Here is an 18,650-nt window from a genome sequence, read left to right as displayed (position 1 = left end):
TCGGAATATGAAGAAACAAGCAGGTTTTACACTGATCGAACTGATCATGGTAATTGTGATTCTCGGCGTGCTGTCGGCTTTTGCTTTGCCCCGCTTCGCAGATTTTGGCGGTGACGCGCGTACGGCCAGTGTTAATGCGCTGGCAGGTGCACTGCGCTCGGCAGCAAATATTGCCCACGCTCAGCAACTGGCGAATGGGGCAGCACTGGGCGCCAGCGTTACACTGGAAGGCAGTGCCATTACTATGGTGAACGGTTATCCGACTGCCGATGCCGCCGGTATTACGGTAGCTGCTCAGGTTTCGGCGGGTCTTCAGGCTGCTTTTGATGCTGGCACTGTGGATTATGTGGTCAGCGGTGGTGGTGCAACAGGTGGCAGTACCCTGACATATACTTTGCGTGCAAACTGCACCGCTGCCTATACCGCAGCAACTGCAGCAACCGATAATACCGCCCCGATTACCGCCTCTCCGGTAGTCGTGGTTACTGCCAGTGGTTGCTAATCCGCTTCTGCAATGAAGCCGCATGTCTCGGGCTTTACCCTGGTAGAACTGGTGATGGTACTGGTTCTGCTGGGGGTGCTCAGTGCGATTGGCAGCAGTCTTTTTGCCCGCCCGGATAGTTTTTCTGCGTTAAGTGCGCGTGATCAATTACAGGCTATGATTTTACTGGCCCAGCAGCGTGCACTGGCCAATACCAGTAATTCTGCGGTTGTTCTTAGCGTGATGCAGGACAATGCGAACTGGCGGTTTAATCTCAGTCAGGGAACGGTGTCATTTAAGGAGCGTCAGGCTCCCCGTCATAACGCTACTCTCAGCCTTAATGGCTCGGCCTTCAGCAATGGTCAGACCAGCAGCTTTACCTTTGCCAGCGATACCTCTGTAGGCAGCAACTATCAGTTTGTCTTCTCTTCCGAAACGACTCATCTATTGTGCCTGGCTGCCAGTGGTTTTGCTTATCCGGCAACCTGTCAGCCCTGATCAGCTAAACTTAGAAGGTAGTTTCAGTGTTAACAGGCCCTAATATTTCAGGCGCGATAATATGAACAGGCAACAGGGACTGACATTGGTCGAGCTGGTGATCATGCTGATTATTATCAGCGTGGCACTGGTGGGTAGCTTGCGGGTATTTTCGCTGCTATCCGGCCGTAGTGCTGATGCGCTGTTGCAAAGCCGTGTAACCAATCTGGCGCAAATTTATCTGGACGAAATACTCGCCCGTCAGTTTGACGAAACAACCGGGCCTGCCGGTGTACCGCCTTATAATGGCGTATGTCGTATCACCGATGATAGCGAAAGCCGTGCTCAATACGATGATGTGGATGACTACAACGGTATTAATGCCGAAGATCCGGCATTAATGGACCAGAGCCTGGCAGGTTTGTATAACGGCTATAGCGTCAGCATTGAGGTTCATTGCGATAATTCGTTGGGTATTAATGCTGAAGGCGCAAAAAGAATTGATCTGAGTATTATGGCACCCAATGGGCAGGTAAGCCGTTTTACCGCTTATAAAGGTAATTTCTGATGCTGCTTCCGGCCAGATCAAGATTACAGGCGTTTACTCTGATTGAATTGCTGATTGTACTTGTTGTCGGCAGTGTTCTGGCCATTATTTCTGTACGTTTTATCAGCGAAAGTGGTCGCATGCTGCTCGACAGTGGCGCGCGTCAGCAGTTGGCTGCGACAGGCAGTGTCATCAATGAAAAGATCAGCCGGTTATTACGCCCGGCGTTGCCCGGGAGTATCCGGGTAACAGCCAATGGCCGCTGTATTGAGTTTATTCCGGTAAAGGTTGCCTCCGTTTACACAAGTCTTGCCCTGAATATGGCAATTACCGATTTTTCTGCCGTGCCGGTTTCGGCATCAGAAGTTAACAGTGGCTACGCAGTTATTTATCCTATCAATCAGAACGAACTTTACAGTCCGTCTGCCAGTGGTGCATTAACGCAGGCCATTGCTACCTTGCCGGCTGGCACTGCTGCGGTAACGGTAAGCCTGTCGTCAGCTCACGAATTTTTATCGGATTCGCCCGTCAGGCGCTTTTATCTGGTTACTACGCCGGAAGCGGTTTGTCAGCAGGGCAGCTTTCTTTATCATTTCCGGAATTACGGTTTTATTGCCAATATCGCCTCGCTGGAGTCGTCGCTGCCAGCATCGCAGGCCGCCGGGCGGGATGTTCTGGCTTATCCCCTGCAAAATAACTCGCTGAATTTCCGTTATTTACCCCCGACACTGCGGCGCAATGGTCTGGTTGCCTTTTCTTATATTCTGGAAAACCCATCCTCTGATGACCAGTTGCAACAGACACAGGAGGTACAGCTCCGTAATGTGCCCTGAGCGAATATTAAATGCCCGAATAACGGCCAGGCAGTCGGGTTTTGGCTTACCAATGGCTGTGTTTGTAATCACGGTGCTGGCATTGGTTATCGCTGCTATGGCGCAATTACAGCAAAGCAGCAGTGAGGGCAGCAGCCTGCAGTTACAGTCGCAGCGTGCGTTTTATGCGGCCGAATCCGGGTTACAGCTCAGCCTTAATTTACTTCTGCCTCCGGATGGGAGTGCAGGCAGAAGCTGTGCATCAGTACCGTTCTATGCTCATGATTTTTCTTCAACGAATTCTTTGTACGGATTGAGCAACTGCAGTGTTCGTGTTGAATGCCAGCCGGTTACGGTTGACAGTGAGGTATATTTTACGCTGACCTCGACGGGAACTTGTGGCAGTAGCACTGACAGCGCACAACGTACCACTGAAGTGAGAGTGAAATAATGCAGATTATTTTACGGCTGTTTTTTTTACTGTGCAGTGCCGGAGTTTATGCTGCTCCCGGCGATGTTATTTTCAGTGATGATTTTGAACGTACCACTTTGGGTGGCAATTGGGCTGCCAGCAGCGGCACGAACACCGGCATCAGCAATGCAACAGCAAATTCACCTTCCCGCAGTTTATTCCTGCGTTGGGATACGGTAACGGTCGATACGCTGGCGTTTGATTTGGCGGGTAAAGCCGGTGCTACGTTATCCTTCTGGTGGCGGCGTGGCGATGACAGTTTCAGTGAAGACCCTGACAGTAATGAAGATCTGACAGTACAGATTTTATTAAATAATACTACCTGGGTAGAGCTGGAGCGCTTTGACGGTAATGGTACTCCCGGAGAATCAGGGCTGGCTGAATACGAATTACCCGAAGCGGCTATGTATACCGGTTTACGCGTCCGCTTTCAGCTTGACCGGGGAAATGGTCCGGATAACGACTATTGGCATATCGATGACGTTAAACTGACGGAGACTGCAGGTTATTGTGGTGGCAGTAATATTATTTTCTGCGACGATTTTGAGCGCAATTTTCTTGGTAGCGACTGGAGTGTGACGACGTCTTCTGGTGGTGATGCCGGAATTTCTTCTGCGACAGCCAGTAGTCCGACGCGCTCACTCTATACCAGCAGTGGTGTGGTCAATGTACAGCTAAAAACCCTGGATTTAAGTGTGTACAGTGGCGTTACTCTTGAGTACTGGTGGCGGCGGGGAGCTGATTCTTTCAGCGAAGACCCTGATATCGGCGAGGATCTGGTTGCAGAATTCCGTACCGGTTCCGGAGGCTGGACGCCACTGGAGACTATTAGCGGAAATGGTACCGCGGGTGCGAGCGGTAACAGTATTTTTGCTCTCCCTTCCGGGGCATTGAGCAGTAATTTTCAGTTCCGTTTTCGCCAGACCGGCGGCAGCAGCGGAGGAAATGATTACTTCCATCTGGATGACCTGCGTATCACCTCAGACAGTGCTGCTTTAACCTGTTTTAATGATGATTTTGATCGCACCGGCAATGGCAGCGATTGGATCACATCAGCGGTGGCCGGTGGTTTTACCCCCTCATTAGTGAATAACCGTCTGCGTCTGACGCAGGATGTTACCTACCAATCCACAGCATCGACATTACAGCGTTTATTTCCGGCGGCAGATAATATAGTGGTGATTGAATTCACCCATTACGCCTGGTCAACTTCCTTTTTTGGTACCGGTGCTGATGGTATTTCGGTGGTCTTCTCCGATGCCACTATTACCCCGCAGTCCGGTAGCTTTGGTGGTTCTTTGGGGTATGCCCAGCGGGATAATGGTGACCCCGGTTTTGCCGGTGGCTGGCTGGGGATTGGTCTGGATGAGTACGGAAACTTTTCCAATCCGACCGAAGGCCGGATTGGGGGGCCGGGTGCCAGACCCGACAGCGTAACCATTCGTGGTTCGGGCAGTGGCAGCAGTGGCTATCGTTATCTGACCGGCACTAGCAGCTTATCTCCGGGAGTGGATCAACGGCCAACATCCTCAGCTGGTGGCCCGGCTCACCGTTATCGTTTTGTTATTGATTCCCGTATCGCCGGGCAGTCCATCGTCAGTGTCGAGCGCGACAGTGGTGCTGGTTTTGTACCTCTGGTCGCGCCGGTTAATGTTGCGAACCTGAATGGCCAGGCGACGATTCCACAGAATTTATTACTCTCATTTACAGGATCAACCGGAGCCTCCAGTAATTATCACGAAATAGATCTGCTAAGGGTGTGTGCCAATACCATTAATCCGATTGGCCCCATCGTTCATCATTTTGAAATGAGCTACGCCAGCAGTGCACTGACCTGTTCTCCACAGGAAGTAGAGATTAAAGCCTGCGCCAATGCCAGCTGTTCCAGTTTATATACCGATCCGGTGACCGTCACACTTGGCCCTTCCGGCTGGGAAGGGGGCGATGTACAAACCTTCAGTGGTGGTTCTGCCACGCTTTCTTTACGCCAGAATACGGCGGCAACGGTTAATCTTCAGGTGTTGTCATCGGTACCGGTATCGCAGGCGTTTACGTCTAATCTTTGCTCGCGTGACGGTGGGGCATTATCGACCAACTGCAGTATGACCTTTGCAGACTCTGGTTTTGTGCTGGATATTCCGGATTTTCCTGCAGGGCTTGGCGCCAGTGATGTATTGCTGAAAGCCGTTAAAAAAGACGATGTGACCAGGGCCTGTGTGCCAGGATTTGCCAGTGTCAGTCGCGATATCGCTTTCAGCTCACAATATATTGATCCTGATAATACTTCCCGTGTAGTGTCCTGGCCGGTCAGTGTTAACGGAAATAATATCGCCGATATTTCTGCACCAGCAGTAACCTTAACATTGAGTTTTGATGCCAATGGACAGACTCCGCTGACGATTAACTATGCCGATGCCGGGCTGATGCAGCTGAACGTGCAATACAGCGGAACGGGAACGGAAAGCGGATTAACCATGAGCGGCAACGACCGTTTTGTCAGTTACCCGGCGGGCTTCTGTATTCAGGCAGATGACAATAATGGCAACAATGGTGAATGTGGTCTTCCTGTCTATAGTGACTGTGATGCCTTCGCCAAAGCCGGAGATAATTTTAATCTGAATATTTCCGCCGTCGGCTGGCAGACGGCTAGTGATTCTGATTTTTGTAACAATACACCAACCCCAAGCTTTGCAATGAATAATATGACTCTGAGTACGGAGTTGGTTGCCCCTTCGGCAGGCGTTAATGCTGTATTAAATCCGGCGCAATATAATCACAGTGCCGCCACGGATAATAAAAACATTCTGGCAGCGAATGTATCAGAAGTCGGTGTATTTAATATCCGCTTAACACCGGGCAGTAATTATCATGGCCTAACATTATCAGCGGCGGTCAGTACTCCGACCGGACGTTTTTATCCACATCATTTTAACGTCACTGAACTGGTCGCCGGACAGTTGCAGCCCTATTGCAGTACGGCTTCTGGTTTTGCTTACAGCGGCCAGGATATTCACTGGGATCTTGCCCCAGTGCTGGAAATTCAGGCCCGGAATGCGCTGAATAATCTGACGCAGAATTATACCCGGGCCGGATTTATGAAGTTACCGCTGAACCCGGCCATACTTTCTCTGCCGGCCACAGACAGCAGCGCGTTGGCCAATGATGGTTTGCCTGTTTCGCTGTCAGCGGTGATTAATGCCGGAAACCTGACTACCGCTTCGGCAGGTATTCTGAATTATACCCTTGATGTGCTGAATGATACCTTTACCTACAGTAAAGAACTAAGAGCAAAAGTGTCCCCTTTTCAACCGAAGCCGATTTTAACCTTGAGCGATTTTAAAGATACCGATGAGGTTAATATGACTGGTTCATTAACGCTTAATATTTCTTCTGGTTTTGAGCTGCGTTACGGGCGTTTATGGCTGGAAGACAGCTACGGCCCGGAAACGCAAACTCTGCGGATACCGGCACGGGCAGAATATTTTTCTGGCGGACGCTTTGTGCAGAACAGCGATGACAGTTGCTGGAGTTACGACAGCAGCGTTGATGCCAGTGTCTTGCCGTCAACGCTGACCAGTGTGCTGGGTAATAGTCGTACGTTAATCAGTGGCCGTAATACGGATGCGGTGTTACTGCAGGCACCGGTTTTACACGCCGGTACACCGGATACCGGCACGGCAACGGTTGGCTTTAATGTGCCTGTATGGCTGCAGGATGATTTTGATAATAATGGTTCGCTGGACGATCCGCAGGCGACGGCCACCTTTGGTATTTACCGTGGCCATGACCGGGTGATTTACTGGCGCGAAGTCAGGCCCTGAGGCCTGACTGCAAAGCGACGTTATTCGTCGCTGTCATCGTCATCATCAGAACCGTGGCCATCCATATTCAGTTCTTTGATTTTACGGGTCAGCGTATTGCGTCCCCAGCCCAGCAGGTTGGCGGCATCACGACGGCGTCCGGCGGTATGCTTAAGTGCCGTTTCAATCATAATGCGTTCAAACACCGGTACGGCGGTATCCAGCAGATTGGTAACACCGTTGGCCAGTTGCTGATCTGCCCAGTAGCGTAAAGCCTGTTCCCAGTTGCCGGAGGTATGAATACTGCCTTGCTGTTCCAAAAGTTCCGGAGGCAGATCGCTGATTAATACTTCACGGCCGGACGCCATGACGGTAATCCAGCGGCAGGTATTTTCCAGCTGACGCACGTTACCCGGCCAGTCAAGCGAGCTTAAATAATCTTCGGTTTCACTGCGCAGGGTTTTGGCTTCGACTTCCAGCTCTTCGGCGGCACGCTTTAAAAAGTGTGACAGTAACTTCGGAATATCTTCACGACGATCCGCCAGACGTGGCAGATGAATACGGATAACGTTAAGGCGGTGGAATAAATCCTCGCGGAAACGTCCTTCTTTAACCAGGCCTTCAAGGTTCTGGTGAGTTGCGGCAATAATCCGTACATTCACTTTGACCGGCGTGGTGCCACCTACGCGGTAAAATTCACCGTCGGCCAGAACACGCAATAAACGGGTCTGGGTATCGGCCGGCATATCACCGATTTCGTCGAGAAATAAAGTACCGCCATTAGCCTGTTCAAAGCGTCCGCGACGCTGACCGCCGGCACCGGTAAAGGAGCCTTTTTCGTGGCCGAATAATTCTGATTCGATCAGGTCTTTGGGAATAGCCGCCATATTCAGGGCAATAAACGGCTGCGCCGAACGTGGGCTGTGTTTATGCAGGGCATGGGCAACCAGTTCTTTACCGGTACCGGATTCACCGTTAATTAATACGGTAATATTGGATTGCGACAGGCGGCCAATGGCACGGAAAACTTCCTGCATGGCCGGCGCTTCGCCAATAATTTCATGCTCTTCGGTTTCTTCTTCGCTTTGCGGCGCATTGGCATTTAATTCGGCGAAGTGTGCAATCGCACGATGAATCAGGCTGACTGCTTCATCCACATCGAATGGCTTGGGTAAATATTCAAACGCACCCTGCTGATAGGACGATACCGCGCTTTCCAGGTCGGAATGGGCGGTCATAATAATCACCGGTAAATCCGGGTGAGCTTCATGAGCATGACGTAATAACGCCAGACCATCCATGCCGGGCATCCGGATATCGGAAATAATGGCATCCGGATGTTCTCGCTTTAACGCTGCCAGTGCCGGCTCCGCCTGTTCAAAGACGCGGGTGGTGATATTGGCCTGTTCCAGAGCTTTTTCCAGAACCCAGCGGATTGATTTGTCGTCGTCGATAATCCAGACAGTGCTCATAGTTATTCCAGAGGTAAATAAATAGAGAAGACGGTTTTACTGGCATCACTGACAAACTCAATGATGCCGTTCTTCTGATTGATAATGGATTGCGAAATCGATAATCCCAGCCCGGTGCCGTCGGCGCGGCCGCTGACCATCGGGTAGAAAAGATTTTCGCGTAATTCTTCGGGAATGCCCGGGCCGTTGTCGCTGATATCGATCTGTGCGACCAGACGGTGACGATGATGGCCAATGGTAAACTGGCGTACGGTGCGGGTGCGTAAACTCAGTTGTGGCTGTGCCAGTGGCGGCTGTGCTTCGAGCATTGCCTGCATGGCGTTGCGGCAGATATTCAGCAGGGCCTGAATCAGCTGACCTTTGTCGGCCTCAAGCTCCGGAATGGATGGATCGTAATCGCGCTCAATATTGATGCGGCCGGCCGATTCAACATCGATCAGCTGGCAGACACGTTCCAGCACTTCGTGAATATTAACCTGTTCCTGTTTCGGAATCTGGCGCGGGCCGAGCAGACGGTCGACCAGATCACGCAGGCGGTCGGCTTCTTCGATAATGATGTTGGTGTATTCCTTCAGCTCGGCCGAAGGTAATTCACGCTCCAGCAGTTGCGCGGCACCGCGGATACCACCGAGAGGGTTCTTAATTTCGTGGGCCAGCCCGCGAACCAAAGAGCGGGTGGTTTCCTGTTTGGCGATCAGCTGCTCTTCGCGGCTGATGCGCATCAGCCGGTCACGCCCCTGCAGCTCGATCAGCAGCGAAGGCAGGCGGCTTTCCGGATGGGATACCGGGCTGACACTGTAATCCAGCGTCATTTGTTGCTGATTGTGCAGCTGAATAGTGGCTTCACGTTTGGTATAGGAGTGGCCGGTAATAATCGCCTGCTCCAGCGCGCTGGTCGCTTCTTCAGATTCGATGGCCAGTTCAAAAAAGGGCACGCCCAGACAGCGCTTGCCACTCATTTCCAGCAGGGCTTCGGCTGCGGGGTTCATATAAAGAACGGTCAGATCGGCGTCCAGCAGCAGAACACCGGTATTCAGGTGTTCCAGTAAGCGTTGATTGATGATCGGGCTGGCCAGCATGCTTGTCTCCGTTTGCTGCCTGTAAAAACGCCGCGTGAGGCGTGGGTCAGACCGCACCACCAGTACTTATCCAGAGGGCAGTCGTGGCCATCTGTCAGGCCGCTAAAACATTGTGCAACTGGCTTTCAGCAAAAACTGAGCCATATATCAGAGGTTATGGGAGGGATGCACAATATTAGCGCCGGGGTAGGCGATTCATGTTGCTAAGTCGAACATGAACGAACATACAGGAGAATTAAGCGCACAAAAACAGTGCTTTGCAGTATTTTTGTGCTCGAATTTGGTGCTTTGGTTTTAAGGCCAGTGCCGGCCGCGTTAACAGGCCTTAACGGCCTGAACGGTTCAGAACCGAAGCGCGCTGAACATAAATGGTCACCAGGTTACTGCTGATAATGGTGTTGCCGGCTTTATCACGCACGACCAGTTGCAGGCCATGCTCGCCACGGCTGAGGTTGGTGAGCTGGAAGGATGTCTGGCGTCCCTGACGTAACACTTCGCCGTTATCCAGCAGATAAAGTGTGTCGGCCTCGCGCAGGCCGGGACTGAGTACGCCGGACACCTCAACATTACCGGCGAAACCGGTCGGAATATCCTGACCATTGCTTGGGGTGATAATACTCAGACTGGTGTAGTTAAAGCTGGGTTCGTTCACCTTGGCTGGTTGGTGCGCACTGGGAGGAGGCACATAGGCTGGAATGGACGGCAGCTCTTTTACCGCATGTTTTTCGGAGTTCTGTCCCGGCTTATCACTGAAGATGACGTTACCGTTAGCGTCGCGGCTGATGTACACCTCGGTCGCCAGACTGGTGCAGGCTGTTAATAAAAGAATGAGTGACATCAGTGTCTTCTTTGTCATGGTAATCCTGCTGTGCTGAGGGTGGTTATCCGGAAGAGTCAGGAATTCTCACTAGACTGAAAATAATCACCTTCCGGGCGTATTCTATGTTAATTCGTAAACAACTCTGGCTGGCCGGTGCATCTTTGCTGCTGGGCGCTGTTCTCTGTATCTACCTTCTTACCCACTATCTTGCCGAGCCACGTTTGTATCAGCAAGCGCAGGATAGTGCGCAGCTGCGGGTCGAGGGCATTGCTGCCGAAATCCATGGCGTACTGCAGGCCACAGCATCACTGACGCGCAGTATGGCGGCACTGGGTGCAACACTGCCATTGGATGAGACAACATTTATCACTCATTTACGCGATCTGGTGGACGAATTTGGTAATGGTGCCATTGCCGGTGGCGGTATCTGGCCAGAGCCGCAACGTCTGGACCCGGCGCGGGAGCGTGCCTCGCTGTTCTGGGCGCGTGACAGTCAGGGTCGTCTGCAACTGCTGAACGATTATAACGATCCGGCGGGGTCGGGTTATCACAACGAGGGCTGGTACAGCATCGGGCGCACGCTGGCGCCGGGGCAGTGTGCCTGGTCGGAAGCCTATGCCGATCCGGTATCCGGCACGCCAATGGTCACCTGCACCGTGGCTATTCGTCGTCAGGGAGAATTCTGGGGTGTTGCCACTGTCGATCTGATGCTCAGCGGTCTGGGTAAATTACTGCAGGGGCATCGCGAAATTGCTCAGGCTTATCCCTTCGTGGTTGATCAGACCGGTACCGTGGTCGCTGCACCGGGTCTGCGCGCGCAGTCTCTGGACATGAAAACACTGGATGAACTGGCCTCCAAAGACCGCAGTCTGGCACCGCTGAAAACACTGCTGAGTGCCGGCCGCAGTGGCGTTGCTGTACCTGCCGGCGTGGTGCCGGACGACGAGGCTTTGCTGGTTCTGAGCAGTCTGGAGGAACAGCATTGGCAGGTGGGCATGCTGTTGCCGCAGGGTGTTGCTCTGCAGACCATGAGTGCACTGTCGCTGATGCTGTATTCCAGTCTGGTACCGCTGATTCTGCTGTTTGTGCTGGTGATGATTGTCTTTGGCCGGCAGATTATCGGCTGGCTGGAAGAAACCACGGCGCAGGTCCGCAGCCTGGTGAACGGTCAGATCAGCACCCGTCTTACCGTCAGCCGTGATGACGAAGTCGGGCGCTTACGTCAGGCGGTAAATGATTACGCCGATTATCTGGGCGGCATCCTCCGTAACATCAGCACCGAAGCCGAAGGTATCCGCACAGGTGCCGATGGTCTGAATGGTCTCAGCGATACCCTGACCCGCCGCGCCCATGCCCAGCTGGATGAAAATAACACTCTGGCAACCGCCGTCAGTGAAATGGCTTCCAGCGCCAAAGAAGTGGCCCAGAACACCGCCACTGCCGCGCAGACCGCCAGCGAAGCGCGCACCGTGGTTGATCAGGGGCAGCGGGTGGTCACCGAAAACAGTGAAGCCATTGGCCGGCTGGCCGATGCGCTGAGCAATGCTTCGCAGGTGATTGAGCGTCTGGCCACCGATTCGCAGCAGGTCGGAGCCGTACTGGCGGTGATTAAGGCGATTTCTGAACAGACCAACCTGCTGGCCCTGAACGCTGCTATTGAGGCGGCCCGGGCCGGCGAGCAGGGGCGCGGTTTTGCCGTGGTGGCCGATGAGGTACGTACTCTGGCCGGTAAAACCCAGGCCTCCGCCAGCGAGATCGAACAGATGATCACCCAGCTGCAGCAGGCCGCAGGCTCTGGTGTGCAGGTGATTGAAAACAGCCGTGAGCTGTCGCGTCAGTCAATCGAACGGGCGCAGGAAGCGCGCGACAGCTTTGCCGATATTGTCAGCGCCTTCAGTAATATTGAGGGCCGCACGGCGACCATTGCCACCGCCGTGGATGAACAGACGCGGGTTGCGCAGGAAATTCATCAGCTGGCCGAGCGTATCCGCAATTTGTCGGAGCAGAATGCACAGGATGCCAGCCATCTGAATGATATGAGCCGTGATTACACCGCCGTGGCGCAGCGTCTGCACGCCATCAGCCGTCACTGACGCCAGCGCGTGCAGGTTTGCGCGCGCAGGCTGAGCGGTTATTCTCTGCGCCTTTGTTTGCAGGGCAGGGTTTGTATGATCGGATTGATTCAGCGCGTCAGCAACGCCAGCGTGGTGGTGGATGGCGAAACCACTGGTGCCATCGGTGAAGGCATTCTGTTATTGCTTGGTGTACAGCGTGACGACAGCAGCGCCAGTGCCGATAAGCTGCTGAATAAAGTACTGAACTACCGTATTTTTGCCGACGAGCAGGGGCGTATGAACCGCAGCCTGCTTGATTGTGGTTATGAGTTGCTGGTGGTGTCGCAGTTCACGTTAGCGGCTGATACCGGCAAAGGCACCCGCCCTGGTTTTTCCCGCGCCGCAGCGCCGGAGCTGGCTGAAGAGTTATACCGCTATTTTCTGCGGCAGGCCGCGTTACAGGTAACCACCGCCAGCGGCCGCTTTGGCGCCGATATGAAAGTGTCCCTCACGAATGATGGCCCGGTAACCTTCTGGCTTGAGGTCTAGCAGACTGTTGATTTTCTATCTGCGTTGCCACTGCAGTGTTAAAAACCGACTCAAAATGCTCATTTACGACCTGTAAACTGCGCTTTTTCGCCGGTTTTTGCCTTGCATAGACTGCCTCGAAAACGAAAATCAACAGCCTGCTAGACGCGCGCGATTTCTGCTTGCTCTGTGTTGCCCATCGGGCCATATCGGTTCTGTCTTTGGCTGTGCGGGTGAATCGTCGGACACTTCTTGCTATGCTCGCCGCCACTTTTTTATCAGACCGCTGCCAGCCTCTGCCGATTCCGGGCAAGTAACGGCTGCGATAACGGAGATTGCCGTGGATTACTCTGTACTGAAACACTCACACGCAGGCCTGGCCTATTTAACCGTCCTGCTGTTTGCCGGCCGCTTTATGCTGTTTTATTTCGCGCCGGTATGGCGCCGGAACAAACTGCTGAAAATACTGCCTCATGTGCTCGATACCCTGCTGCTGGTGTTTGCCGTTATGCTGTGTATCCGCATTGCTCAGTACCCGCTGACCGATGCCTGGCTGACCGGTAAAGTGATTGGTCTGCTGCTGTACATCGGTTTTGGCACCGCCGCGATCAAGCGCGCCAGCCGCAGTGCATTTTTTATGGCGTTATTGAGTTATGCCTATGTTCTTGGCGTGGCAAAGACGCATAATGTTGTATCCTGGTTTTCGTATTTCTGATCAATACAGGACAGAAACTTGCTGACACTGAGCCTTTCATCCATTAACCGCCGGCTGCGCGGCCCTCTTCAGGGGCTGCTGGTGCTGTCGTTGGTGTTTGGAGTAGTGCTGGGTGCCAACAGTCAGGCTCTGATGCTCTGGCAAATGGCAGCGCAGAATGAGCTGGTACAGATGACGGCGGGCGGAGACTCTCAGGCGCCGGCAGCAATGCATACCATGCCTGCCTGCCTGCCACGATATGATGTCGATGAGCGATATGAGCGGCGACGCTCAGCACGTCTCAGACAACAGCAGTATGCACACCGGTACACATAGTAGCGCCACGATGGCCGACTGTGATGCATCCTGCCCCTGCTGTGCCGGTGCCTGTTCTTCTTTTGCTATGACGCTGGATATGCCGCGTGCGATACGCAGCAAACAGCAGAGTTTTTCCCGCTACGACCCACGCCCGGCTGCTGCCGTGGTGCTGGCCCTGCCGCAACGTCCCCCCATTTTCAGCTGAATCATTGCTACAGAACCGCACAGGTATTGGTGGTAACAGCCCCCCTATCTTTGTGTCTTTTTGATTTGCTGAAAGTGGAGCATTTCCATGATGTTGTTTTTTACCGGCCGCCACCCCGCTGCGCAGGCCATTGTGTTTGTGCTGCTGTGCTGGCCTGCGCTCAGGGTACTGGCCGCGGAGCCGGGCCTGGGTCTGGGTCTGGAGCAGACCCGCGGCTACGCGCTGCAGTCGGACCCGGCGCTGCGCAGTCAGCGTCAGCTGGAGCAGGCCTATCGCCAGGACAGCGCCGCCAGCCGCTACTGGCCTAATCCGAAAATCGCGCTGAATGCGCAGAATCTTCCTACCGACTCCTGGTCGTTTGAGCAGGAACCCATGACCCAGATCCAGCTGGGTATCAGCCAGATGTTGCCGCGTGGTGACAGCCTTGATCTGCAGGCGCAGAAGCAAAGTCTGATGGCCGGCCTCAGCCGTGAAAATCAGGCGCTGCGCGCGCGTGAGTTACGCCGTGAAGTATCACTGTTATGGCTGGAAGCCGCCCGTGCTCAGGCGGCCGAAAAGCTGACCGCCGAACACCTGCAGCACCTGCAGCAGCAGGCTGCCGTACTGAACCGCCGTTACCGTAACGCCAGCGGGCTGAATGCTGACAGCGGGCCACAGCAACAGGATTTGCTGCGCGTTGAGCTGGAAACCCAGCGTATCCGTGAGCGCCTGCTGAATCTGCAGCAGCAGTATCAGGCTGCGCGTCAGCGTCTGAATGAATGGCTGCCGCCGGGTGAGGCGGTGACGGCTCTGGCGCTGGAAGATGCTCCCCGCTTTGAGCCCGCAGCAGAGCTGGTAAATGCAATGCCTGACGATCAGGCGTTAGCCGCCGTGCTGATGCAGCACCCGCTGTGGGCACAGACCGAAAACCGCGTCGCCAGTGCCGCCGCTGATATCGAGCTGGCGCGTCAGGAAGACAAAGCGCAGTGGGGCATTCAGGCCAGCTACGGCTATCGCGGCGATGATGCGATGGGTAACGACCGTGCGGATTTTGTTTCCGTTGGTGTCAGTGTCGACCTGCCGTTGTTTAACGGCGAACGCAACGAGCGCAAGGTGGCCGCCAGTGTACGCCGCCGCGAAGCCGAACAAACCCGGCAGCAGCTGTTGTTACGCCAGCTGCTCAGCGCAGTACGCAACGAATGGGCTCAGTATCAGCTGCAGCGCCAGCGGCTGGAATTTTACGATCAGACTCTGTTGCCGCAGATCAGCCGCCAGCTACAGGCGGTAAAGAACAGCTACGGCCAGGACAGAGATGACTTTAACGATGTGATCCGTGCGGTGATGGAGCGCCTCAACGGCGATATCGAACGCCTTAACCTTTTGCGTGAACTGCACAAAACCGCAATCCGCCTTGAATTTTATGCCCCCGGATTTTCTGCACCGTCGCCTGCCGCCTCTGCTGCGCAGCCAGGCATGACATCCGGCCACGGTACTGAACAGGAATAAAACGATATGACAATGAAACAACAATGGCCGTTATTACTGGCTCTGGCAGTAGGTACCGGTCTCGGCGCCGGCCTGATGTCGGTACAGCAACCACAAACAGAAGCGGCAGAAACACAGGCCAGTGCTGAACCGCAGCCACTTTACTGGGTTGCGCCGATGGACCCTAACTATCGCCGCCCTGAACCCGGCCTGTCGCCGATGGGGATGGAGCTGGTGCCGGTCTACGCCGATGACAACAGCGGTGCCGAAGACGCACCGGGCACCATCCGCATCAGTCCTGCGGTAGAACAGAATCTGGGCGTACAGAGCGCTGCAGCAGAGCGGGTGCCGCTGGTGCAGCAGGCGCTGGCGCTGGCGGAAATTCAGGTGAATCCGCAGTACGAACAGCAGATCCAGGTGCGCAGCGAAGGCTGGATCAGCCGCCAGCAGGTGTTTGCCGTGGGCGAGCGCGTCAGCGCCGGACAGACGCTGTTTGAGTTTTACAGCCCGCGCATTATCAGCGCACAGGAAGAACTTTTGGGCGCACTGGAAGCCCGTCAGCCAGCGCTGATCCGCGCGGCGGAGAGCCGTCTGTTAGCACTGGGTGTGGATGCCGGCTGGCTGCAGCAGCTGCGCCGCGATCGCAAGGTGCGCCAGCAGGTGGCGATCGTGGCGCCGCAGGATGGTGTGATTACCCAGCTGAATCTGATGCCGGGAGCACGGGTAATGCCGGAGCAGGCGTTATTACGGATCGCGGATCTAAGCCGCCTGTGGGTGGACGTGCGTTTGCCGGGGTCGCTGGCCGGCTGGCTCAGCGCTGGTGATCGGGTTGTGCTGCAACGGCGTGACGGTGTGTCGGCCGAGCTTATGGCTGACAGTGTGTATCCACTGCTGAACAGCGAGCTGCGCAGCCAGACGGTGCGCCTGCAGCTGGATAACCAGAGCGGTAACTGGCGCCCGGGGGATTTTGCCCAGGCACAACTGCAGAAACAGAGTGAACCGGTACTGCAGGTGCCGCGTAACGCCCTGATTGATGACGGCGTACAGCCACGGGTTGTGCTGGCTTTGGGTGATGGCCGCTTCCGCTCTCAGGCGGTTATGGTTGGCCGCACCGGACAGGATAACGTCGAAATTCTGCGTGGCCTGAAAGAAGGCCAGCAGGTGGTGACCAGTGCGCAGTTTATGCTGGATTCGGAATCGGCCATCGGTGCCGACCTGAGCCGCTTTGATGATGAAGTGGATCATTCGCAGATGAATCACTCGAATATGGATCACTCGAATATGGATCACTCGAATATGGATCACTCGAATATGGATCACTCGAATATGGATCACTCGAATATGGATCACTCGCAGATGGATCATTCGCAGATGGACCATTCGAACATGGATCATTCGAACATGGATCATTCGAACATGGATCATTCGAACATGGATCATTCGAACATGGATCATTCGAACATGGATCATTCACAGATGAATCATGAGCAGATGGAAAGCGATAACCAGCCAGCGGAGGTGATGCATGATCACAGCCATCATTGATTGGTCGGTACGCAACCGCCTGCTGGTGCTGCTGCTCAGTCTGATGCTGGTTGGTGGCGGTTTTTACGCCTTATCGCGTACACCGGTGGATGCTATTCCCGATTTATCCGACGTGCAGGTGATTGTTAAAACCAGTTACCCCGGCCAGTCACCGGAGGTTGTGCAGGAGCAGGTAACCTATCCGCTGACCTCGGCATTAATGTCGGTGCCGGGTGCAGAAACCGTGCGCGGTTTTTCTTTTTTCGGCGATTCCTATGTGTACGTTATTTTTAATGACGACACCGATCTGTACTGGGCGCGTTCACGTGTGCTGGAGTACTTAAGCCAGATTGCGCCCAGCCTGCCGGAAGCGGCACGGCCGCAGTTAGGCCCGGACGCGACCGGTGTCGGCTGGGTATTTATTTATGCTCTGAGCGACCCTACAGGACAGCATTCGCTGGCGGATCTGCGCGCTTATCAGGACTGGTTTTTAAAATTCGAATTACAGAGTCTGCCCGGTGTTGCCGAAATTGCGCCATTAGGCGGTATGGTGAAGCAATACCAGATTCAGCTCGATCCGGTGGCGCTGGCGGCACATAAAATTCCGCTGTCGCTGGTGGTGAATGCGCTGCAGTTATCGAATCAGGAAAGCGGTGCCTCGGTGATTGAAATGGCCGAAGCGGAAACCATGCTGCGCGCCACCGGCTTTATACGCAGCATTATCGATCTGGAAAATATTCCGTTGGGTATCGACAGTGCCGGCGTGCCGTTATTACTGAAAGATGTTGCCAGCATCAGTACCGGCCCGCAGATGCGTCGCGGTATTGCCGAGCTGAACGGTGATGGCGAAGTGGTTGGCGGTATTGTGGTGATGCGCTTTGGCGAAAATGCCAAAGCGACCATTGCCGGCGTTAAACAGCGTATTGAGCGTTTAAAGAGCTCATTGCCGGCCGGTATCGAAATTACCACGGTGTATGACCGCACCCGGCTGATCGATAGTGCTATCGATAATTTATGGCAAAAACTCAGCGAAGAGTTTGTGGTGGTTGCCATTGTCTGTGCGTTGTTTTTATTTCATCTGCGTTCGTCGCTGGTCATCGTACTGAGTTTACCTGTGGGTATTCTGGCCGCCTTTGTACTGATGAAATGGCAGGGAATTAACGCCAATATTATGTCCCTTGGCGGTATAGCCATTGCCATTGGTGCCATGGTCGATGGTGCCATTGTGATGATTGAAAACCTGCACAAACATCTGGAAGCCGAAGAACAAAAGTCACCCGCCGAACGCAGTGAACGCTGGGCACTGATCAGCCGCTCGGCGCAGGAAGTTGGCCCGGCGCTGTTTTTCAGTCTGCTGATTATTACCCTGAGTTTTCTGCCGGTGTTTGCCCTCGAAGCGCAGGAAGGGCGGATGTTTGCCCCGCTGGCCTTTACCAAAACCTATGCCATGGGGGCGGCTGCTATTCTGGCCATTACCCTGGTGCCGGTATTAATGGGCTATTTTGTTCGCGGCCATATTCAGCCGGAAGATAAAAACCCGCTTAACCGTGCTCTGCAGGCACTGTATCTGCCGCTGTTGCAACGGGTTCTTGCGCGTCCGAAAACACTGCTGGCACTGGTGCTGCTGGTGGCGCTTTCCAGCCTGTATCCGCTGACAAAAATCGGCAGCGAATTTATGCCGCCACTGGATGAAGGCGATTTAATGTATATGCCGACTACCTATCCGGGTTTGTCTATCGGTGAAGCGCGGCAGATATTGCAGCAAACCGATAAATTAATCCGCAGTGTTCCGGAAGTGGAAACTGTTATGGGAAAAATCGGCCGTGCGGAAACGGCGACCGACCCGGCACCATTAACCATGATCGAAACCTTTATTCAGCTGAAGCCCAGAGATCAGTGGCGT

The 18,650-nt window shown here is 54.2% G+C and carries 15 protein-coding genes; 12 read left to right on the top strand and 3 right to left on the bottom strand.

Annotated features, from left to right (window positions below; all coding sequences use genetic code 11):
- Nucleotides 1-7: 7 nt before the first annotated feature.
- The 5 genes from LGT44_RS11865 to LGT44_RS11845 all read left to right on the top strand — a co-directional run bounded on the left by LGT44_RS11865 (nt 8) and on the right by LGT44_RS11845 (nt 6,610).
- The gene (locus LGT44_RS11865) at nt 8-502 is read left to right on the top strand and encodes a type II secretion system protein (RefSeq protein WP_145469804.1); all 495 of its coding nucleotides are present in this window, start codon (nt 8-10) and stop codon (nt 500-502) included.
- A gap of 12 nt (nt 503-514) precedes the next feature.
- Complete coding sequence (locus LGT44_RS11860; protein ID WP_230332666.1) at nt 515-979, top strand: prepilin-type N-terminal cleavage/methylation domain-containing protein; 465 nt, start codon at nt 515-517, stop codon at nt 977-979.
- A gap of 61 nt (nt 980-1,040) precedes the next feature.
- Entirely contained in the window at nt 1,041-1,526 is a 486-nt protein-coding gene (locus tag LGT44_RS11855) for a type IV pilus modification PilV family protein (protein WP_230332667.1), read from the top strand.
- Nucleotides 1,526-2,338: a type II secretion system protein gene (locus LGT44_RS11850; RefSeq protein WP_230332668.1), complete on the top strand. Its 813-nt coding sequence runs from the start codon at nt 1,526-1,528 to the stop codon at nt 2,336-2,338. The genes LGT44_RS11855 and LGT44_RS11850 overlap by 1 nt, the downstream gene beginning before the upstream one ends.
- Nucleotides 2,339-2,767: 429 nt before the next feature.
- A complete protein-coding gene (locus LGT44_RS11845; protein ID WP_230332669.1) occupies nt 2,768-6,610 on the top strand; it encodes a DUF6701 domain-containing protein in 3,843 nt (1,280 codons plus the stop codon).
- A gap of 20 nt (nt 6,611-6,630) precedes the next feature.
- On the opposite strand, the gene ntrC is transcribed toward LGT44_RS11845, so the two are convergent.
- The 3 genes from ntrC to LGT44_RS11830 all read right to left on the bottom strand — a co-directional run bounded on the left by ntrC (nt 6,631) and on the right by LGT44_RS11830 (nt 9,978).
- Nucleotides 6,631-8,061, bottom strand: a complete 1,431-nt coding sequence (gene ntrC, locus LGT44_RS11840; RefSeq protein ID WP_145469798.1) for a nitrogen regulation protein NR(I) — start codon at nt 8,059-8,061, stop codon at nt 6,631-6,633.
- Between the two features lie 2 nt (nt 8,062-8,063).
- Entirely contained in the window at nt 8,064-9,140 is a 1,077-nt protein-coding gene (glnL, locus tag LGT44_RS11835; protein WP_186435967.1) for a nitrogen regulation protein NR(II), read from the bottom strand.
- A 325-nt stretch (nt 9,141-9,465) separates the two neighbouring features.
- A complete protein-coding gene (locus LGT44_RS11830) occupies nt 9,466-9,978 on the bottom strand; it encodes a DUF4124 domain-containing protein (protein ID WP_225692165.1) in 513 nt (170 codons plus the stop codon).
- A gap of 104 nt (nt 9,979-10,082) precedes the next feature.
- Here LGT44_RS11830 and LGT44_RS11825 point away from each other — a divergent pair, with 104 nt between their 5' ends.
- The 7 genes from LGT44_RS11825 to LGT44_RS11790 all read left to right on the top strand — a co-directional run.
- Nucleotides 10,083-12,053 carry a methyl-accepting chemotaxis protein gene (locus LGT44_RS11825; protein ID WP_230332670.1) on the top strand — a complete coding sequence of 657 codons (1,971 nt, stop codon included), beginning with the start codon at nt 10,083-10,085 and terminating at the stop codon, nt 12,051-12,053.
- 75 nt (nt 12,054-12,128) lie between these two features.
- Nucleotides 12,129-12,563 carry a D-aminoacyl-tRNA deacylase gene (dtd, locus tag LGT44_RS11820; protein ID WP_230332671.1) on the top strand — a complete coding sequence of 145 codons (435 nt, stop codon included), beginning with the start codon at nt 12,129-12,131 and terminating at the stop codon, nt 12,561-12,563.
- A gap of 319 nt (nt 12,564-12,882) precedes the next feature.
- On the top strand, nt 12,883-13,257 hold the full coding sequence (locus LGT44_RS11815) for a SirB2 family protein (protein WP_230332672.1): 375 nt from the start codon (nt 12,883-12,885) through the stop codon (nt 13,255-13,257).
- A gap of 247 nt (nt 13,258-13,504) precedes the next feature.
- Nucleotides 13,505-13,759: a hypothetical protein gene (locus LGT44_RS11810; RefSeq protein WP_230332673.1), complete on the top strand. Its 255-nt coding sequence runs from the start codon at nt 13,505-13,507 to the stop codon at nt 13,757-13,759.
- Nucleotides 13,760-13,846: 87 nt separating this feature from the next.
- Nucleotides 13,847-15,244 carry a TolC family protein gene (locus LGT44_RS11805; RefSeq protein ID WP_230332674.1) on the top strand — a complete coding sequence of 466 codons (1,398 nt, stop codon included), beginning with the start codon at nt 13,847-13,849 and terminating at the stop codon, nt 15,242-15,244.
- Between the two features lie 6 nt (nt 15,245-15,250).
- Entirely contained in the window at nt 15,251-16,768 is a 1,518-nt protein-coding gene (locus tag LGT44_RS20030; RefSeq protein ID WP_268866450.1) for an efflux RND transporter periplasmic adaptor subunit, read from the top strand.
- The coding region (locus LGT44_RS11790; protein ID WP_230333614.1) for an efflux RND transporter permease subunit at nt 16,749-18,650 on the top strand (1,902 nt) is incomplete at its 3' end. The genes LGT44_RS20030 and LGT44_RS11790, both read left to right, overlap by 20 nt.

It is taken from the genome of Thalassolituus alkanivorans (assembly GCF_020447205.1).
Classification (GTDB): domain Bacteria; phylum Pseudomonadota; class Gammaproteobacteria; order Pseudomonadales; family Oceanobacteraceae; genus Venatoribacter; species Venatoribacter alkanivorans.
The sequence above is the reverse complement of the archived record's forward strand: the minus strand, read 5'-3'. Positions and strand labels throughout refer to the sequence as shown.

Bases quoted from the DNA above. Each gene is read 5' to 3' on its own strand.
- LGT44_RS11845 (WP_230332669.1), top strand. From the start codon at position 2,768: ATGCAGATTATTTTACGGCTGTTTTTTTTACTGTGCAGTGCCGGAGTT.
- glnL (WP_186435967.1), bottom strand. From the start codon at position 9,140: ATGCTGGCCAGCCCGATCATCAATCAACGCTTACTGGAACACCTGAAT.
- LGT44_RS11865 (WP_145469804.1), top strand. From the start codon at position 8: ATGAAGAAACAAGCAGGTTTTACACTGATCGAACTGATCATGGTAATT.
- LGT44_RS11805 (WP_230332674.1), top strand. From the start codon at position 13,847: ATGATGTTGTTTTTTACCGGCCGCCACCCCGCTGCGCAGGCCATTGTG.
- ntrC (WP_145469798.1), bottom strand. From the start codon at position 8,061: ATGAGCACTGTCTGGATTATCGACGACGACAAATCAATCCGCTGGGTT.
- LGT44_RS11830 (WP_225692165.1), bottom strand. From the start codon at position 9,978: ATGTCACTCATTCTTTTATTAACAGCCTGCACCAGTCTGGCGACCGAG.
- LGT44_RS11825 (WP_230332670.1), top strand. From the start codon at position 10,083: ATGTTAATTCGTAAACAACTCTGGCTGGCCGGTGCATCTTTGCTGCTG.
- LGT44_RS11810 (WP_230332673.1), top strand. From the start codon at position 13,505: ATGAGCGATATGAGCGGCGACGCTCAGCACGTCTCAGACAACAGCAGT.
- LGT44_RS11860 (WP_230332666.1), top strand. From the start codon at position 515: ATGAAGCCGCATGTCTCGGGCTTTACCCTGGTAGAACTGGTGATGGTA.
- LGT44_RS11855 (WP_230332667.1), top strand. From the start codon at position 1,041: ATGAACAGGCAACAGGGACTGACATTGGTCGAGCTGGTGATCATGCTG.
- LGT44_RS20030 (WP_268866450.1), top strand. From the start codon at position 15,251: ATGACAATGAAACAACAATGGCCGTTATTACTGGCTCTGGCAGTAGGT.
- LGT44_RS11850 (WP_230332668.1), top strand. From the start codon at position 1,526: ATGCTGCTTCCGGCCAGATCAAGATTACAGGCGTTTACTCTGATTGAA.
- dtd (WP_230332671.1), top strand. From the start codon at position 12,129: ATGATCGGATTGATTCAGCGCGTCAGCAACGCCAGCGTGGTGGTGGAT.